This is a genomic window from Shouchella xiaoxiensis, from assembly GCF_016907895.1.
GTDB lineage: Bacteria > Bacillota > Bacilli > Bacillales > Bacillaceae_D > Shouchella > Shouchella xiaoxiensis.
Genome location: NZ_JAFBCV010000008.1, coordinates 17,432 through 32,737 on the forward strand (window position 1 = coordinate 17,432; position 15,306 = coordinate 32,737).

Consider the following 15,306-nt stretch of genomic DNA (forward strand, 5'->3'; position numbering starts at 1 on the left):
AAATCCGTTTGGAGAATGATTGATGAAGCTTTTACGCTTCTGTCTTATTTATCGGCACGATCTTTTGCTTGTTTAGTGTTTTTGAGATATTTTTTAAAAAGTTTGTACCCTTCTTCAATCTCTTTCCTCTTCCGCAAAAATGCAGCCATTTTTTTAAGACCTTCTCCTTAGTTTCATTCTTTCTCATTCAGGCTATTACATAAAGTAGTTAACGATAATGCCACGTTAGGAGGCACTTCTTCATGAGCTTAGCTCGCAAGCAGATTCTGCCGATAGGTGCATTTCTTTTATTTCTTCTATCCCTAGCCACTGGCATCGTTCCTCTTTTCTACGTTGCTTTGGTGTTTATGACGATTGCCGTTGGTTTAAACGTTACGCGCTTAGTAAAGCAACGTAAATTTGTGTTAGCGATTCTGGCAGTTGTGATCTTTATTGCCGCTATTTATTATGCTGTTACGTTATCTTTTTTTGGTTTTTAATTTTACTATCTAAGGAGTGAATCAATATGAGTGAAGGAAATCCGAACAATAGCAAAAAGACCGTCCTTATGGCGGTCCTTGCCGTCTTTGTCGGCGTAACTATTATGTCACTCCTACGCTATTTTGATGTTTTTTAAGCAAAGAGGCTTCCTTCAATGGAAGGAAGCCTCTCAAACATATTAACCACATTCGTCTTCTAACGCTTTATCAATCAAGGGTTCAACTGCCAAACCACAGGATAAGTTAATGGCGAATCCAAGCACACCGCTTGGAAGGGAGATCCCCATTGCAATAGGCAATCCAGTACAAATCACTTCCGAAATAATTTGTTTTTTCAAGAAACACGATACATCGTTCCATGTAAGGTCGAGCGCCTGTATTTCTGATAGCTCACTAATTAATTCAGAGATTTCTTTTTGCACATCAAGAGAGTCGTTGGTAAATTCAAGAATCGTTTGTTCGGTTTCCTCGATCATATCCCCGTCTACATCATAAGCCGTTAACGTGGCATCGTTATCGTACAGATCGCCTTCGATGTTAATGACGGTAACCACATCAAGTTCCTTATCTTCCGTAAAGGTCACATAGATATGGACAGTCGCGTCATCTTCGACTTCAAAGTCAGCGACATAGAACGCTTCACCTGAGAGTTCGTACTCAATGAGGGTCACGTCCTCAATTTCTGTTGCATCAACTGGTAAGCGTTCACGAATAACCGGATGGTTAAGCAGCTCGCTTTTAAATTCCTCGACTTCACTCGCATCCGTCACTTCTTCGCCATTCGCATTAAAGCCGAAACGACTCATATATTCCACGATTTCTCCTTGCTCGAGCGGGTGGAATGCTTCAAGATCAAGTAGATTCATTGTTACTGGACCAGCAATTCCGTCTACTCTTTGCTCATAGGCTTCTTGAAACGCCATGACGGCTGATTCTGTCGCAGAGCCATAAATGCCATCCACTTCAAGTGACACGTCCACTTCATCTTGTTCATTTAATTGATGCTGAATGCGACGGACTAAACTTCCCGAATCGCCAGTTTGAACAAGAATGGTTGTCATTAATTCATCCATTTTTTTCAATGTGTTTGGACCAGCTGTACCATCAACAACTAGGTTATTTAGAAACTGAAAATCCCGGACGCCTTGCGTTGTTCCAGCGCCATAGATTCCATCAACAGCTGTTTGTTGAATGTAGAAGTATCGCAAGTCTTCTTGTAGCAGCTCCACGCCTCGACCACTTGTATCAGGACGTTGAATGATATCTGCACGCAAGCGCCCCAGTGTGTCTGGGCCCGCTATACCATCGACTTGAAGTCCTTTGCGTTCTTGAAAACGTTGCACCCAATCGGACGTCTCTGCCCCGTAACGACCATCGACACCCGCATTCGGTAACGCACTCGGGTTTTCCCGAATTAATTGCTTTTGAACCATTTCAACAAAACGCTTTTTTGAACCTGAACGAACGATCTGATTATCAATTGCCATAGTTCCAATTCCCCTTTTTTAGATGTTTATCTTGCACACTCATAAAAGAGAGGGGTGTTGTAAATAAACAAAAAAGCGGGTAATTTTTTTGAAAAAGATGGTTAGAATGGCTGATTTCTTTTCACTATTAATTTAATTTTTTTATTAGTGTAGAACGTCCATCAGATTTTGAACTGATACTAGTACGCTTCCACGCTACTTTAGTTAACAGCAATTCTTATTTTGGTATTAGCAACCATCTATTATTGTTCATTTATCTACAAAGTAATTATAGATGATATTGTAAGTAAAAAAAGGTCCCCCCTTTCTGAAAAGGAGGCAGCCTACTTTCTTATTCATAATGGTTTTGCATAGATGAAGTAGCGCTCTTCAGGTCTAGTAAGTGAGAAAAAAGGATAGCAGGTCATAAGTACCAACGTCTCTTCTTCTTGATCCCCTATACGCCAGGTTTCTGTTTCGTGACCTATTTCATAAGATTCCACTTTGTATTCAAAAACCCCATAGGGTGTACTCACTGTGACGACATCATCAATAGCAATATTTCCCACGTTTAAAAAAGCAGAGTCATTATGACCAGCCAAAAAAATTTGTTCTCCGTCCCCGGGAAACCCTGTCACGGGGTCATGCCCCACTCCGTGACGGAGGTCTTCCAACTCCGCCCCATATACAATCGGCATCGATAGGTCAATAGACGGGACTTCAATTTTCCCGTAAGGCTGGCCTCGATCAATCGAAAAATCTTCTCGGTTCATCAACAAGTCTTGATTCAAAGAAGCACCATTTTCAATCGAACTGTAACCAAATTCGGATAAATAAGCTTCCGTTGCTTCGATTTGATAATTGCTTCCATAATAAAAATCAAACAACAAATAACCTACGTACAAAAGACAGCTTAATCCAAGAACTAAAAACACACTTCCTATCCATCGAAGCATACAAACACTCCTAGACCATTTATGAGAGAATGCCACTTAGATTTCTTCTAAGTGGCACTCCTTATTATACCGTATTCTTTTTTCTTTTTCTGCTAATCCATAGTAATGCCATACCGCTCACCAGTAAAAGCAATCCGGCTAGCGCAATTGCATACAGATTGTTTGCCGTCTGCACTAACGTATCTTTTCCATCTGGACTTTTACTTCCTGTTTCTTTAGGAGGGGTAGGATCTTTCGGATAGTGAATATCCTTGATGCCTTCGTCTGGTTTCTTTCCACCCTCTTCAGGATCTTTGCCCGGATCAGTCGGATGAAGGATTTCATTTGGAATCCAATCCTCATCGTAGTCTTTCACGACCGTTCCTTCTGGTGTATGACCAATCACAGAAGCGATATTTGCCAATCCATCTTGATTCGTATCACTCTGCGTCACCACATAAACGACGGTTCCAGTCGTTGTCTCTCCTGGCGCAAGCGTCGTCGTTTCGAGTTCAATCGCTCCACCTAACATCGGATCATCGACAGCGACATCCGTTAACGTCACGTTCCCCGTGTTCTCCACAACGAACGTGTACTTCACTTCGTCCCCAGCTTGGCTAATCGTTTCCCGGTCACTTGTTTTCGTCAAAGCAATGCTTCCGGCAGGATCTTCATTCACCGTAACATCGTCTGTATCGGTCACGTTTTCGCCGAGTTGGCTCTCGCCAATTACCGTTGCCTCATTGAACACGTACCCGCGATCCACATCGTCTTGCGTAATCGTGTATGTGGCTTGCGCTACCAGTACGCTTCCTCGTTCAAGCGTGATTGAATCTACGCCTTCTAGTAACTCATTATTTACCGTTAAATAGTCGATCTCACTCAGGTTCTCAAGTTCATCGGATAGTGAGACATCGTACAACGTCACATTGCCAACGTTCTGTGCTGTAAACGTATATGTGATGTCTTCGCCAACAACCAAATCATCACGGTCGGCTCCTTTAATCAGAGCGATTTCTGGCGCTTGTGTCGATGGGATTTCGTCTTTATCTTCGCTTTCGACTGGCGTACCGTCTGGACCGTCGCCTGTCGCTGTAGCGATGTTCAGGATCGTACCGTTATTGAGATCTTCCTGGGTGACCAGATAAGTTGCCGTTCCTGTCGTTGTTTCTCCTGGCGCGAGCGTTGTAAATTCTAGCGTAATCGCTTCGCCAAGCATTGGGTCATCGACAACGACATTCGTTAACGTGACGTTCCCAGTATTCTTGACTTCAAACGTGTACGTTATTTCTTGTCCGACTTCTTCGGCGATCTCACGATCACTTGTTTTTGTCAAGGACAGGTTCGGTTCACGTTCTTGGTTAACGGTCGCGTCATCTTTATCCGTTACTTCTTCATCCGATGGCGACAATCCGATTACGGTTGCTTCATTAAACACGTCTCCACGATCGACATCTGCTTGCGTAATCGTGTACGTCGCTTCGGCGATTAAGACGTCGCCTGGCTCAAGCGTGATCGCTTCCTCTTCTTCAATTGCGTCACCATTTAATGTAACGTAACGAATCTCGCTGATGTTTTCCAATTCATCGGTCAGAACCACATCGGTCAACGTGACGTTTCCGCTATTTTCGACAGTGAATGTATACGTAATCGCTTCTCCGACGATCAAATTCTCGCGATCCGCTTCTTTTGTTAGCTCGATTTTAGGGTCTTGTACAACCGGCACCTCATCGTCATCGGTATCTTTGACTGAGCTTTCGTCCGGCGTACTTCCAGTCGTGACAGCCACATTTGTTAGAACTCTGTTGTTTAAGTCGCTTTGTTTTACCACATAAACAGCGGTTCCAGTCGTTGTCTCTCCTGGCGCAAGCGTTGTTGTTTTGAGTTCAATCGCTCCACCTAACATCGGGTCTACCACTTCAATCGCGGTAACCGTCACATTTCCTGTGTTCTCGACCTCAAAGGTATACGTGATTTCTTGGCCAGCTTGATTGATGGTTTCCGCGTTACTTGTTTTCGTCAAAGCAATGCTTCCGGCAGGATCTTCATTCACCGTAACATCGTCTGTATCGGTCACAGATTCGTCGAGTTGGCTTTCACCGATTACCGTTGCTTCATTGAACACGTACCCGCGATCCACATCGGCTTGCGTAATCGTGTATGTGGCTTGCGCTACTAATACGCTGCCTGGTTCAAGCGTAATCGACTCAGCATCTTCAAGCGCTTTACCATTGAGCGTCACATACTCAATCTCACTCAGGTTCTCGAGTTCATCGGATAGTGAGACATCGTACAACGTCACATTGCCAACGTTCTGTGCTGTAAATGTATACGTGATGTCTTCGCCAACAACCAAATCATCACGATCAGCTCCTTTAATCAGAGCGATTTTTGGCGCTTGTGTCGTTGGAATTTCGTCTTCATCTTCGCTTTCAACTGGCGTACCGTCTGGACCGTCGCCTGTCGCTGTAGCGATGTTCAAGATCGTCCCGTTATTAAGATCTTCCTGGGTAACTAGATAAGTTGCCGTTCCTGTCGTTGTTTCTCCTGGCGCGAGCGTTGTGGATTCAAGTGTAATCGCTCCGCCAAGCATCGGGTCATCCACGTTAATACCTGTCAACGTGACGTTCCCAATATTCTCCACAACAAACGTGTACGTCACTTCTTGTCCGACTTCTTCGGCGATCTCACGATCACTTGTTTTCGTCAAGGACAGGTTCGGTTCACGCTCTTGGTTGACGGTCGCGTCATCTTCATCCGTTACTTCTTCATCCGATGGCGACAATCCGATTACGGTTGCTTCATTAAACACGTCTCCACGATCGACATCCGCTTGGGTAATCGTATACGTCGCTTCGGCGATTAAGATGTCGCCTGGCTCAAGCGTGATCGCTTCCTCTTCTTCAATTGCGTCACCATTTAATGTAACGTAACGAATCTCGCTGATGTTTTCCAATTCATCGGTCAGAACCACATCGGTCAACGTGACGTTTCCGCTATTTTCGACAGTGAATGTATACGTAATCGCTTCTCCGACGATCAAGTTCTCGCGATCCGCTTCTTTTTCTAAGTCAATTGACACACTCTGTTCAACTGGAACTTCATCTTCATCGTCGTCAATGATCACTGAACCACCAGGTGTTGTTCCCTCAGTACTTGCTTGGTTAATAATGGTTCCATTGTTCACATCCTGTTGAGTAACAGTATAAACAACGGTTCCTATAGTTTTTTCACCTGGTGCAAGCTTCGTTTCTTCTAATTCAATTAATCCACCAAGCATTGGGTCATTGACCTTGATATCAAGCAAAGTCACATTTCCCGTGTTCTCCATTTCAAAAGTGTAGGTAATCTCAGTACCGACTTCATTAATAGAGTCGACATCGCTTGATTTCACTAGGTTAATTCCTGGTTCTGGATCTTGAGGAACAGTGACTTCATCCTCATCCGTCACTTCCTCTTCAGAAGGAGAACTCCCTACTACATTTGCAACGTTCACAACTTCACCACGATCAACATCGGCTTGTGTAATAGTATACGTTGCACTCGCTTCGAGGACATCTCCTGGTTCAAGGGTGATTGGACCATCTACTTTAAAGACTTCTCCGTTTAAAGCAAAGTATTGAATGTCACTAATATCTTCTAATTCATCCGTTATCAAAACATCTGTTAACGAAACATTCCCTATGTTTTCCACGGTGAACGTATAAACAATGTCTTCGCCAGCTACAAGATTATCTCGATTTGCTGTTTTCGTTAGTTCAATTTCTGGGACTTGGTCAGCTGGTAATTCGTCTGAATCCTCATCCTCAACTGGCGTTTCATCAGGTGCAGTCCCCACAACAGTCGCGACATTTGTGACGCCCCCGGTATTCATATCATCGACAGAGACAATGTACACAGACGTCCCAATTGTAGACTCACCTGGAGCAAGTGTGGTTGATTCAAGTTCAATCGCTCCACCTAACATAGGGTCATTGAGTTCAATATTGGTTAGTGTCATATTTCCTGTGTTTTCCACTTCAAATGTATACACAACTGCTTGTCCGACTTCGTCAATTACTTCACGATCACTTGTCTTTACAAGCTGAATGCCTCCAAAAGGTTCTTGGTTAACAGTTACGTCATCTTCATCAGTAACCTCTTCACCACTTGTCGTGTTCCCAACGACTGTCGCTTCATTAAATACCTCACCACGATCGACATCCGCTTGGGTAATCGTATACGTCGCTTCAGCTATAAGAATATCCCCCGGAGCCAAAACAACGGTTTCTTCCTCACTAATCTCTTCGCCATTTAGAGTTACATAGCGTATCTCACTAATTCCTTCGAGTGAATCCACTAATGCAATTCCTTGTAACGTTACGTTTCCTGTGTTTTCAACTGTAAACGTGTAATCAATGACTTCCCCGGCAATTAGATCTTCGCGATCCGTATCTTTAATCAGTTGAACCGCTGGTATTTGCGTTGCAGGGACCTCATCTTGATCTTCACCTTCCACTGGTGGGCCTCCTGGCGTATCACCGCTTGCTGTAGCGACATTTAAAATCCCACCATTATCCATATCCGTTTGTGTTATAACATATTCCAGCGTACCGGACGTTCTGTCACCAGGTGCCAACGTAGTTGACTCCAGCTCAATCACTTCGTCTAACATCGGATCGTTAACCAGAACATTATCTAACGTGACATTCCCAGTGTTTTCAATTTCAAATGTATAGACGATTACTTGGCCAACCTCTGTAATCAACTCTATATCGCTTGATTTTACCAACTCTATCCCAGGAGCAGAATCTTGGAATACAACCGCACTGTCTTCATCCGTTACGACTTGGTCAGTTACCGTTGTCCCTGTTACGGTGGCCTCATTGACAACTTGACCTTGGTCAACATCTGCTTGAGTGATTGTATAAGTTGCTTTTGCAACGACTACATCGCCCCTTGCCAAGGTTAATGAATCTTGCTCTTCAATTTCTTCTCCGTTCAATGACACATACTCGATGTTACTAATGTTTTCAAGTTCATCTGTTAAAACCACATTATACAAAGTAACATTCCCTGTATTTTCAAAGGTGAACGTATACTCGATCTCTTCACCTACTACTAAGTCATCGCGATCGGCTTCTTTTGTAAGAGTAATAGAAGGATCTTGATCTGAGGGGAGTTCATCTTGATCCTCATCCTCAACAGGTGTGCCATCAGGCATGTCTCCTGTTGCAACAGCGGTATTGGTTACACCACCATTATCTAAGTCTTCCTGTGTTGCAATGTAAATTGCCGTGCCAGTTGTTATTTCGCCTGGCGCAAGCTTTGTCTCTGCTAATTCAATAGACTCCCCGAGCATTGGGTCGTCTACTTCAACGTTAAAAAGGGTGACATTCCCCGTATTTTCAACATCGAATGTATAAACAACTTCCTGACCTACTTCAGTAATTTGTTCTACACCACTAGTTTTGGTGAGGGTGATGTTTCCAATTAACTCTTGTGGAACAGCAACGTCATCCTCGTCTGTCACCTCTTCTCCACTCGGTGATTCGGCTCTTACGATCGCTTCATTAAATAATTGACCTTGATCCAGATTATCTTGTGTGATCGTATAGTCGGCTTCCGCTACTAATATATCACCCGGCTGGAGTATAATCGCATCCTCAGCATTTATTGGCTCTCCATTCAACGTCAAGTAGCGAATCGTACTAATATTTTCTAATTCATCGACTAAAATTACATCATTTAAAACCGTATTGCCTGAGTTCTCAATGGTAAACGTATACAAGATGTCTTCGCCCACCACTAAATCATCACGATTTGCTTCTTTTTCCAACCCTATACTTGGATTTTCAATGAGAACATTTGTCATATCATAAGAGTCCTCATCATAGACCGCTTCATAGCCATCTAATTGAGCTTCTCTGACAAAATAATCTACGTAATTACCTGAGCTATCATATAGTATTAAATCATCAAATGTGTAAGCCCACGTACCTTCACTATCTGATTGGACCACTTGATTGTTGACAAACACTTCATCAGCAGAAGCGTTTCTCCATAATTCAATAGTTACTTCGTCAGGCCTAAACTGAGTCAATCCGTTATCATCCCAGAACTTTTCACCTGATAGACTAATAGATGGAGCCGAAGCTGCTGGCATCGGAAACTCATATAAGTCATCTGGTTGACTTTGCCTAGGTTGAAGCGTAGTTGTTCCATTCGTATTGTAATATGTGTTCGATTCAAATTGTTCATTCTCCGTGTCTAACTGAACTTTATAACGTAGATTAACTATGTCGCCTTCATTTAAGTTCAATCCTTCCACGCGAATCTGATCACCATCTGTATTTACGGTCACATCAGTTAATAATGAATCATTATTTGCATTTAGATAATAATCGCCATCCGTCAGCTGATCATCTGATGCTGGTGAAAATCCCTCACCTAACCTTTTGAGATTAAACATGTCTCCCATTGGATCAGTAATTGATCCGTTAACGACGGAAGCGCTTAAATTACGTGCAATCTCATTCAAATGAGCTTCTAGCTCACTAACCGTATCAGCAAAGTAGGCTTGGTCTGGTGAAGACGATAAATCAATCATTAGATTTCTGGCTTGTTCTAGTGTAGCATTTTGACCAGCTTGTAATTCAATTGCGATCGTGTAAAGATCATACATTTCTTTTAATTGATTAGCCGTGCGCAACGTACCTTCACCGTGGTTTCTCGTGTTATTATTGTAAAGATAATTTGTTCCATTTCCTACAATCTGTCCGTTATCGTAACTTAAAGTAGGCACACCATCAGTAATTGTTATAATTACTTTATTATCCGCATTGCTATTTTGTAAAATACGCCCTGCTTCTTCTAGCCCTTGTTCTGTGAACGTACCCCCATTACTCCCACCTTCACTTCTCTCACTAGGAACAGTCCTAGGTAACAAACCCACAAAATCTGAAGCATTTGGCGATAAATCTTTAAATGATAGATTACTCGTTCCAATGTTGTTATAAACTGGATTCGTTCTACCATCAAGAACAACGGTACCGTATGTAATCAGTCCCATTCTGAAATTTTCTGAAACATTCGCTTCTGACTCCAGCATATTGTTCACAAAATTAGTCGTTGCTTCTTGAGAGACCCTCGCTCGGTTCCCAAGCATACTATTTGAATTATCATATACCAACACAATGTCGGTTGTTTCTAAGTATTGTGCTGATTTCCCCTCAATGGTTAGGTCAACAAAATATTCACCTGGATTCCCCGTACTGCTTGCACGTTTATCAATGCGTGCGCGATCGTATTCTCTCGAACTGACCTCATTACGAACAGCACCAGTGCCATCTTCTAAAATCGTTTCCTCGAATAATTCATTTGCACTAGCGATACTCATTGAAAAATGAGGTAGAATACTAGAAAAAACAATTAAAAAAACGGCAAACAGTTTTAAATAGATACTTTTCGTACTTCTTTGCACAATATTCAATATACAATCCTCCTAATCTGATGTTTACAATAACTGAAAATGAAGAAATAGAATATTACAGTTTCCAAGCGTTATTGTAATACAAGCGTAACAAATCATTTGACAAACTTAAACAATATTCTATTTTTTCTCTGTCGAATATTATTTATTTGTGTTTGAAAATGCTATTGTTAATCCATTAAAAATGCCACTTAGATTTCTTCTAAGTGGCACTCCTCCAAACAAATCGGTTGGACGTATCTTGTATATGATTGTTTATTTGCTTTCGCTTAGATAAGCTATCACTCTTAAGGTAAAAAGGGTAATTTAATTGCCTTCACTCCTACGTACACTTACGCATAACCCATTCTACCGGTCCTCGTTTAAATCGCAATCGCCATAAAACGGAGAAAAGAATACTGCCTGTAAAGTACATACAAACATACATAAATGTAAAGGAAAGGGGTTGAGGCTCGAACCCATTAAATAGAATAACCCGGTCTAAGATTACAAGTAATCCAATCCCAACAGCTACATGACTAATGTAATGCGTTAAGGCGAGCTGCCCTGTATAAATCAGTGAGCGAATGAGTTTTGCTTGGTTGAATTTCTCGGCAACGTATATGGATAACAGGATAACGAGTAGCGCTGATGACGTGTTTGAGAGGATGTACAATCCATTTGGAGGATACGCATTTGTATTAAATAAAAACGTTGCTCGCTCAATTGTAATGATGGAATTAGACAACAAGTCTATGAGTACTCTTGATAGAAGTTCCGTTACGGTGAGCGTTAATAAGCTTACAATCATGATGGCTTTTCTTACTCCATGATTGACCAAATCTAATCTACCTACCACCATTCCGATTAGTAGAAAACAGATCCATGGAAAAACGGGATGATGTCCATTGAACAACAAGTTTCTAAAGAAACCAGTCACTGTCCAAAAATCAAGGTATTCTAGAAAAGGCTTAGTCGAACTCCAGCCGCTCATGTACGAGAAGACCATTTGATAAACCTGGGCAATCAGGACAATGGATACGGTGGTGAAAATAATTTTCTTCTTTGTTGCGAGAATCAACACAGCTGCGATTGCCATATAAACCCCATAATAATGTAAAATGTCGCCTGTCCAGCCCCCCATATACAATAGGAGTCCGAGGATGAACAAGAATACCGACCTTTTCCATAACGAGGTTTGGACACTTCTAACCAAGTTCTTATCGCGAGATACTCGTGCTTTTCTCGTCATTAAGGCGATGCCGATTCCAGCTAGAGTGACAAATGTCGCCGCTGCCCTTCCTTCAAATAAATTGGTGAACCCGACTAACAACGGGTGACCGTTTCCTTTGGCACCGGTCACAATCATGAAGTTAACAAGAATCATTCCAAACATCGCAAGTGCTCGAGCCAGGTCTAACCCTTCCATTCGATTATTATTCATGAATCACGATTCCACTTAGAACACTATCTACCGCTTCTCGCCATATGGCTTCATAATCTAACGTGACGTTGGTTAAGATGAAATTAGTAATGTTATCAAACACTAAAGCCAGTAATTGAGACTTGATTAAAGCATTCTCATCTTTAATGACCCCACGATCTACAGCATGTTGAAAAAAAGAATAGAATGTATCAAAGTAATTTTGCTGAATGGTCGCAAGGTGCTCCGCATAATACGTATCTTGTGACGAAAGCAAAATGTACTGATTAAACAATTGATTAAAATGCGGTTCCTTTACTTGCCGCTTAATCGCATTCTCACCAATCGCATAAAAGCATTGTTTTATATTTTCTCTTGAAATGTCCGCTGGATATACTGATGTAATCGTATGAATTTCTTGCGATACTTCTTCAAACAGTGACTTAATTAACTCGTCTTTTGATTTGAAGTAATAATAAATCGCTGGCTTCGAGATGCCAACTTGTTGAGCAATACTGGTTAAACTAGTTTGATGAAACCCTTTCTCGGCAAACGTCTCATAAGCCGCTTGCATAATTTGCCTAAGCGTTTCTTCTTTATTACGCATACTTGTTTCCTCCTTTTATTTACTTACCGGTAAGTAAATTATACTCCATACTTTTCTAATTGCAACCAAAACTTAAAAAACCCTTATTTCCTCTCGTTTAGTACGGGAGAAAATAAGGGTTTTCATTCCCCTTCATCATTTCTTTTGCTTGGCGAAGAGTAGAGAATCCCGCTCTCAATGCCATTTAATCAAGCAACAGATTCGGCAAAAACAAGCTGATCTCAGGGAAAAGAGCAAGTATAATGATCAGAACAATAACAGCTCCTAAAAACGGTAATGCCCCTCTCGTATATTCGGCAATTGGTGTTTTTGTAATCGAACTCACCGCAAACATTGTTACACCTACTGGCGGCGTCATCCCTCCCATGGTCACAAGAATAACCATAACAATACCGAAAGCAACCGGATCATAACCCATCCCTGTTACGATTGGTAAAAACAAGGGGGTCATTAACAACATGACCGCTGTTGCTTCCATAAACAATCCGACGACAAATACAAACGCTAAGATAATAAACAGAAGAAGCATCGGATGTTCGGTAATTCCCGTAATAAACGCAGATGCTGAATTTGGTAGGTTTTCATAGGCGAAAATATAGCCTAAGATACCCGCAGTTGCAATGATCAGCATAATCATAGCCGTGTCCGTTACCGCATCTTTCAACGATAATTTCAGCTTGGCGAAAGTCAGTTCTCGATAAATAAAAAACCCAACGAGGATGGCGTAAACAACTGCGACTGCCCCACCTTCGGATGCAGAGAAAATACCAAATCGGATACCGACAATAAGAATAATTGGAAATAGCAGTGCCCAAATGCAGTTTTTCAACCCGTTCATTACTTCTCTGAAACTCGGCTTTTCATACGTCTTATCTTGATCATATCCGTTTTTCTTGGCAACAATGTAAACGGTAAGCATAAGGATCGTCGCCATTAATAAGCCAGGTATAATGCCCGCTAAAAATAACTTACTGATGGAGACGCCACCAATAAAACCATATAAAATTAAGCCAATGCTAGGCGGTAACGTAATCGTTATTAATGAACTAACAGAAATAATTCCGACCGAAAACCCTTTTGAATACCCCCTGGCTAACATGTCATTCGTTAAGATGCGGCTTTGCATCGCCGCATCTGCTGTTGATGAACCAGAAATCCCCCCCATCATTGTCGTTAAGGCGACAGAAGCATGAGCCAAGCCACCAACCATGCTTCTAGTTAATAGATTGGCAAAATTGAGAAGTCTGGATGTAATCCCAGATGCATTTAATATATGTCCTGCCAAGACGAAGAATGGAATTGCTAATAGTGGAAACGACTGCGTCCCCGTTGCCATCTGTTGAACAACTAGGAATGCTGGTAGATCAGGCGTGATCAGAAAAAATACAAGGCCAGAAATTCCAATTGCAAAGGCGATCGGCATGTTAAGAAACAATAGCGTAAAGAATAGGATTGTCACCCAAATCATTTTGTACCTCCAGTCTCATTCACACGTTCATGACGGATGGACCGGAACTGAACGATCACTTTATGAACGGCAGTAATAAGCATTAAGAAAGCGCCTATAGGGATCGATAATGTAATGAAATAATAACCGATAGAAGTACCACCAATAATCCGTCCAGTGTTAAAATAAACCATCATTATTCCAAATACGATTAAAGCGACTAGGAATACGACCATAAGCACATACATGATGCATTGAATGACTTGCTGAACCCTTCTTGGAAAAAGAGATGTAAGCACATCAACGCCGATATGAGCATCTTCCCGTAGCGCTTGATTTGCACCGAGAAAAATTAACCATATAAAAAGCAATTGTGCAATACCGACCGACCACGTTGTAGGTGAGGAAAAAGCACGAAGCACCACTTCCATAAAAACGACGCCAACGAGTGAAAAAAGCAACAGACTTGTAAGCGCATGTTCAAGCTTTAAGAATACAGTCATTCGCTACCCTCCTCCGCTAAAACAGACTCTACCTGTCGAACGGTGTCCCTTAATCCTAATCGTTCATAGATTGGTTGAACGTTCTCTCTAAATGGTTCCGTATCGATCTCATGGAACTCAATTCCATAGGCTTTCATCGCTTCTTCATATTCCTCTGCGGTTTGTTGAGCCAATTCTGAAGCATGTTCCCCTGATTTAATGGCTTCTTCAGTGACAATTACTTGAATGTCTTCCGGTAATTGAGCGAACCATTTTTCACTCACAACTAGAGCGGATGTCAACGAATAATGATTGGTCTTAGCAATGTGATTAATCACTTCATATAAACTAGATTCATAAATGGCCAGATGATGCGCCTCTACCCCATCAATAACACCTTGCTGCAATCCAGGATAAGCTTCTGTCCATGGCATTCCGCTTGGCGAAGCACCCATTGCCTCCATCCCAGCGTTAACGATTTGTGAGCCATTGGTTCGAATGACATTTCCCCGTACGTCCTCTGCATTCAAGATTGGATTTACCGTAGCCAAATTTCGCTCTCCTAAGAAATAGTTGAACGATAAGACCCGCAATCCTTGACCTGCAAACTCTTCAGTCCACTGATGAAATAGCGAAGAATGAATGAGCTCTTCAATTTCTTCTCTATCTTCAAACAGGTACGGTGATTGCAACATATAGAATTCATGCTTCATATCACCGAGCATTGCCGCATCACTAATCGTCCCAACCGCTGCTCCCACTGATGCTTGTTCGACTAGATCAGGCACGCTTGCTAGTTGCCCACTATGATAGGTTTCTACTTTTAAGCGATTATTCGTACGGTCTTCAACAGCTTCTTTAAATTGAAGAATTCCTTTATACTCAGCGTTATCCGCATTTTGAGTGATTCCTAATCGTAATTCATAGATAGCCTCATCTTCTTCAGACGCATGAGTTGAACATGCGGTCATGAATACAATTACAGTACTTAACGTAATGAAACTACGCCATTTCATG

The 15,306-nt window shown here is 41.9% G+C and carries 9 protein-coding genes; 1 reads left to right on the top strand and 8 read right to left on the bottom strand.

Going from position 1 to position 15,306, the window contains the following annotated elements; genetic code table 11:
- Positions 1 to 242 precede the first annotated feature (242 nt).
- Entirely contained in the window at positions 243 to 479 is a 237-nt protein-coding gene (locus tag JOC54_RS12860; RefSeq protein WP_204466630.1) for a hypothetical protein, read from the top strand.
- A 179-nt stretch (positions 480 to 658) separates the two neighbouring features.
- Here JOC54_RS12860 and JOC54_RS12865 read toward each other — a convergent pair whose 3' ends face one another.
- The 8 genes from JOC54_RS12865 to JOC54_RS12900 form a co-directional block, all read right to left on the bottom strand.
- Positions 659 to 1,966 carry a peptidoglycan-binding domain-containing protein gene (locus JOC54_RS12865; protein ID WP_204466631.1) on the bottom strand — a complete coding sequence of 436 codons (1,308 nt, stop codon included), beginning with the start codon at positions 1,964 to 1,966 and terminating at the stop codon, positions 659 to 661.
- A gap of 335 nt (positions 1,967 to 2,301) precedes the next feature.
- Complete coding sequence (locus tag JOC54_RS12870) at positions 2,302 to 2,901, bottom strand: class D sortase (protein ID WP_204466632.1); 600 nt, start codon at positions 2,899 to 2,901, stop codon at positions 2,302 to 2,304.
- 64 nt (positions 2,902 to 2,965) lie between these two features.
- Positions 2,966 to 10,342 (bottom strand): CLIPPER-2 domain-containing protein, encoded by a 7,377-nt coding sequence (locus tag JOC54_RS12875; RefSeq protein WP_367617806.1) that lies wholly within the window; start codon positions 10,340 to 10,342, stop codon positions 2,966 to 2,968.
- 331 nt (positions 10,343 to 10,673) lie between these two features.
- Positions 10,674 to 11,774, bottom strand: coding sequence for a DUF418 domain-containing protein (locus JOC54_RS12880; RefSeq protein WP_204466634.1), 1,101 nt, complete (start codon positions 11,772 to 11,774; stop codon positions 10,674 to 10,676).
- Complete coding sequence (locus JOC54_RS12885; protein ID WP_204466635.1) at positions 11,767 to 12,360, bottom strand: TetR/AcrR family transcriptional regulator; 594 nt, start codon at positions 12,358 to 12,360, stop codon at positions 11,767 to 11,769. The genes JOC54_RS12880 and JOC54_RS12885 overlap by 8 nt, the downstream gene beginning before the upstream one ends.
- A gap of 184 nt (positions 12,361 to 12,544) precedes the next feature.
- The gene (locus JOC54_RS12890) at positions 12,545 to 13,828 is read right to left on the bottom strand and encodes a TRAP transporter large permease (protein WP_204466636.1); all 1,284 of its coding nucleotides are present in this window, start codon (positions 13,826 to 13,828) and stop codon (positions 12,545 to 12,547) included.
- A complete protein-coding gene (locus JOC54_RS12895; RefSeq protein ID WP_204466637.1) occupies positions 13,825 to 14,310 on the bottom strand; it encodes a TRAP transporter small permease in 486 nt (161 codons plus the stop codon). The genes JOC54_RS12890 and JOC54_RS12895 overlap by 4 nt, the downstream gene beginning before the upstream one ends.
- Positions 14,307 to 15,305, bottom strand: a complete 999-nt coding sequence (locus JOC54_RS12900) for a C4-dicarboxylate TRAP transporter substrate-binding protein (RefSeq protein WP_204466638.1) — start codon at positions 15,303 to 15,305, stop codon at positions 14,307 to 14,309. The genes JOC54_RS12895 and JOC54_RS12900 overlap by 4 nt, the downstream gene beginning before the upstream one ends.
- Position 15,306: the final 1 nt, after the last annotated feature.

What these genes read in the sequence shown, in the direction of transcription:
- JOC54_RS12860 (WP_204466630.1), top strand. Translation starts at nt 243, where the DNA reads ATGAGCTTAGCTCGCAAGCAGATTCTGCCGATAGGTGCATTTCTTTTA.
- JOC54_RS12865 (WP_204466631.1), bottom strand. Translation starts at nt 1,966, where the DNA reads ATGGCAATTGATAATCAGATCGTTCGTTCAGGTTCAAAAAAGCGTTTT.
- JOC54_RS12870 (WP_204466632.1), bottom strand. Translation starts at nt 2,901, where the DNA reads ATGCTTCGATGGATAGGAAGTGTGTTTTTAGTTCTTGGATTAAGCTGT.
- JOC54_RS12880 (WP_204466634.1), bottom strand. Translation starts at nt 11,774, where the DNA reads ATGAATAATAATCGAATGGAAGGGTTAGACCTGGCTCGAGCACTTGCG.
- JOC54_RS12885 (WP_204466635.1), bottom strand. Translation starts at nt 12,360, where the DNA reads ATGCGTAATAAAGAAGAAACGCTTAGGCAAATTATGCAAGCGGCTTAT.
- JOC54_RS12890 (WP_204466636.1), bottom strand. Translation starts at nt 13,828, where the DNA reads ATGATTTGGGTGACAATCCTATTCTTTACGCTATTGTTTCTTAACATG.
- JOC54_RS12895 (WP_204466637.1), bottom strand. Translation starts at nt 14,310, where the DNA reads ATGACTGTATTCTTAAAGCTTGAACATGCGCTTACAAGTCTGTTGCTT.
- JOC54_RS12900 (WP_204466638.1), bottom strand. Translation starts at nt 15,305, where the DNA reads ATGAAATGGCGTAGTTTCATTACGTTAAGTACTGTAATTGTATTCATG.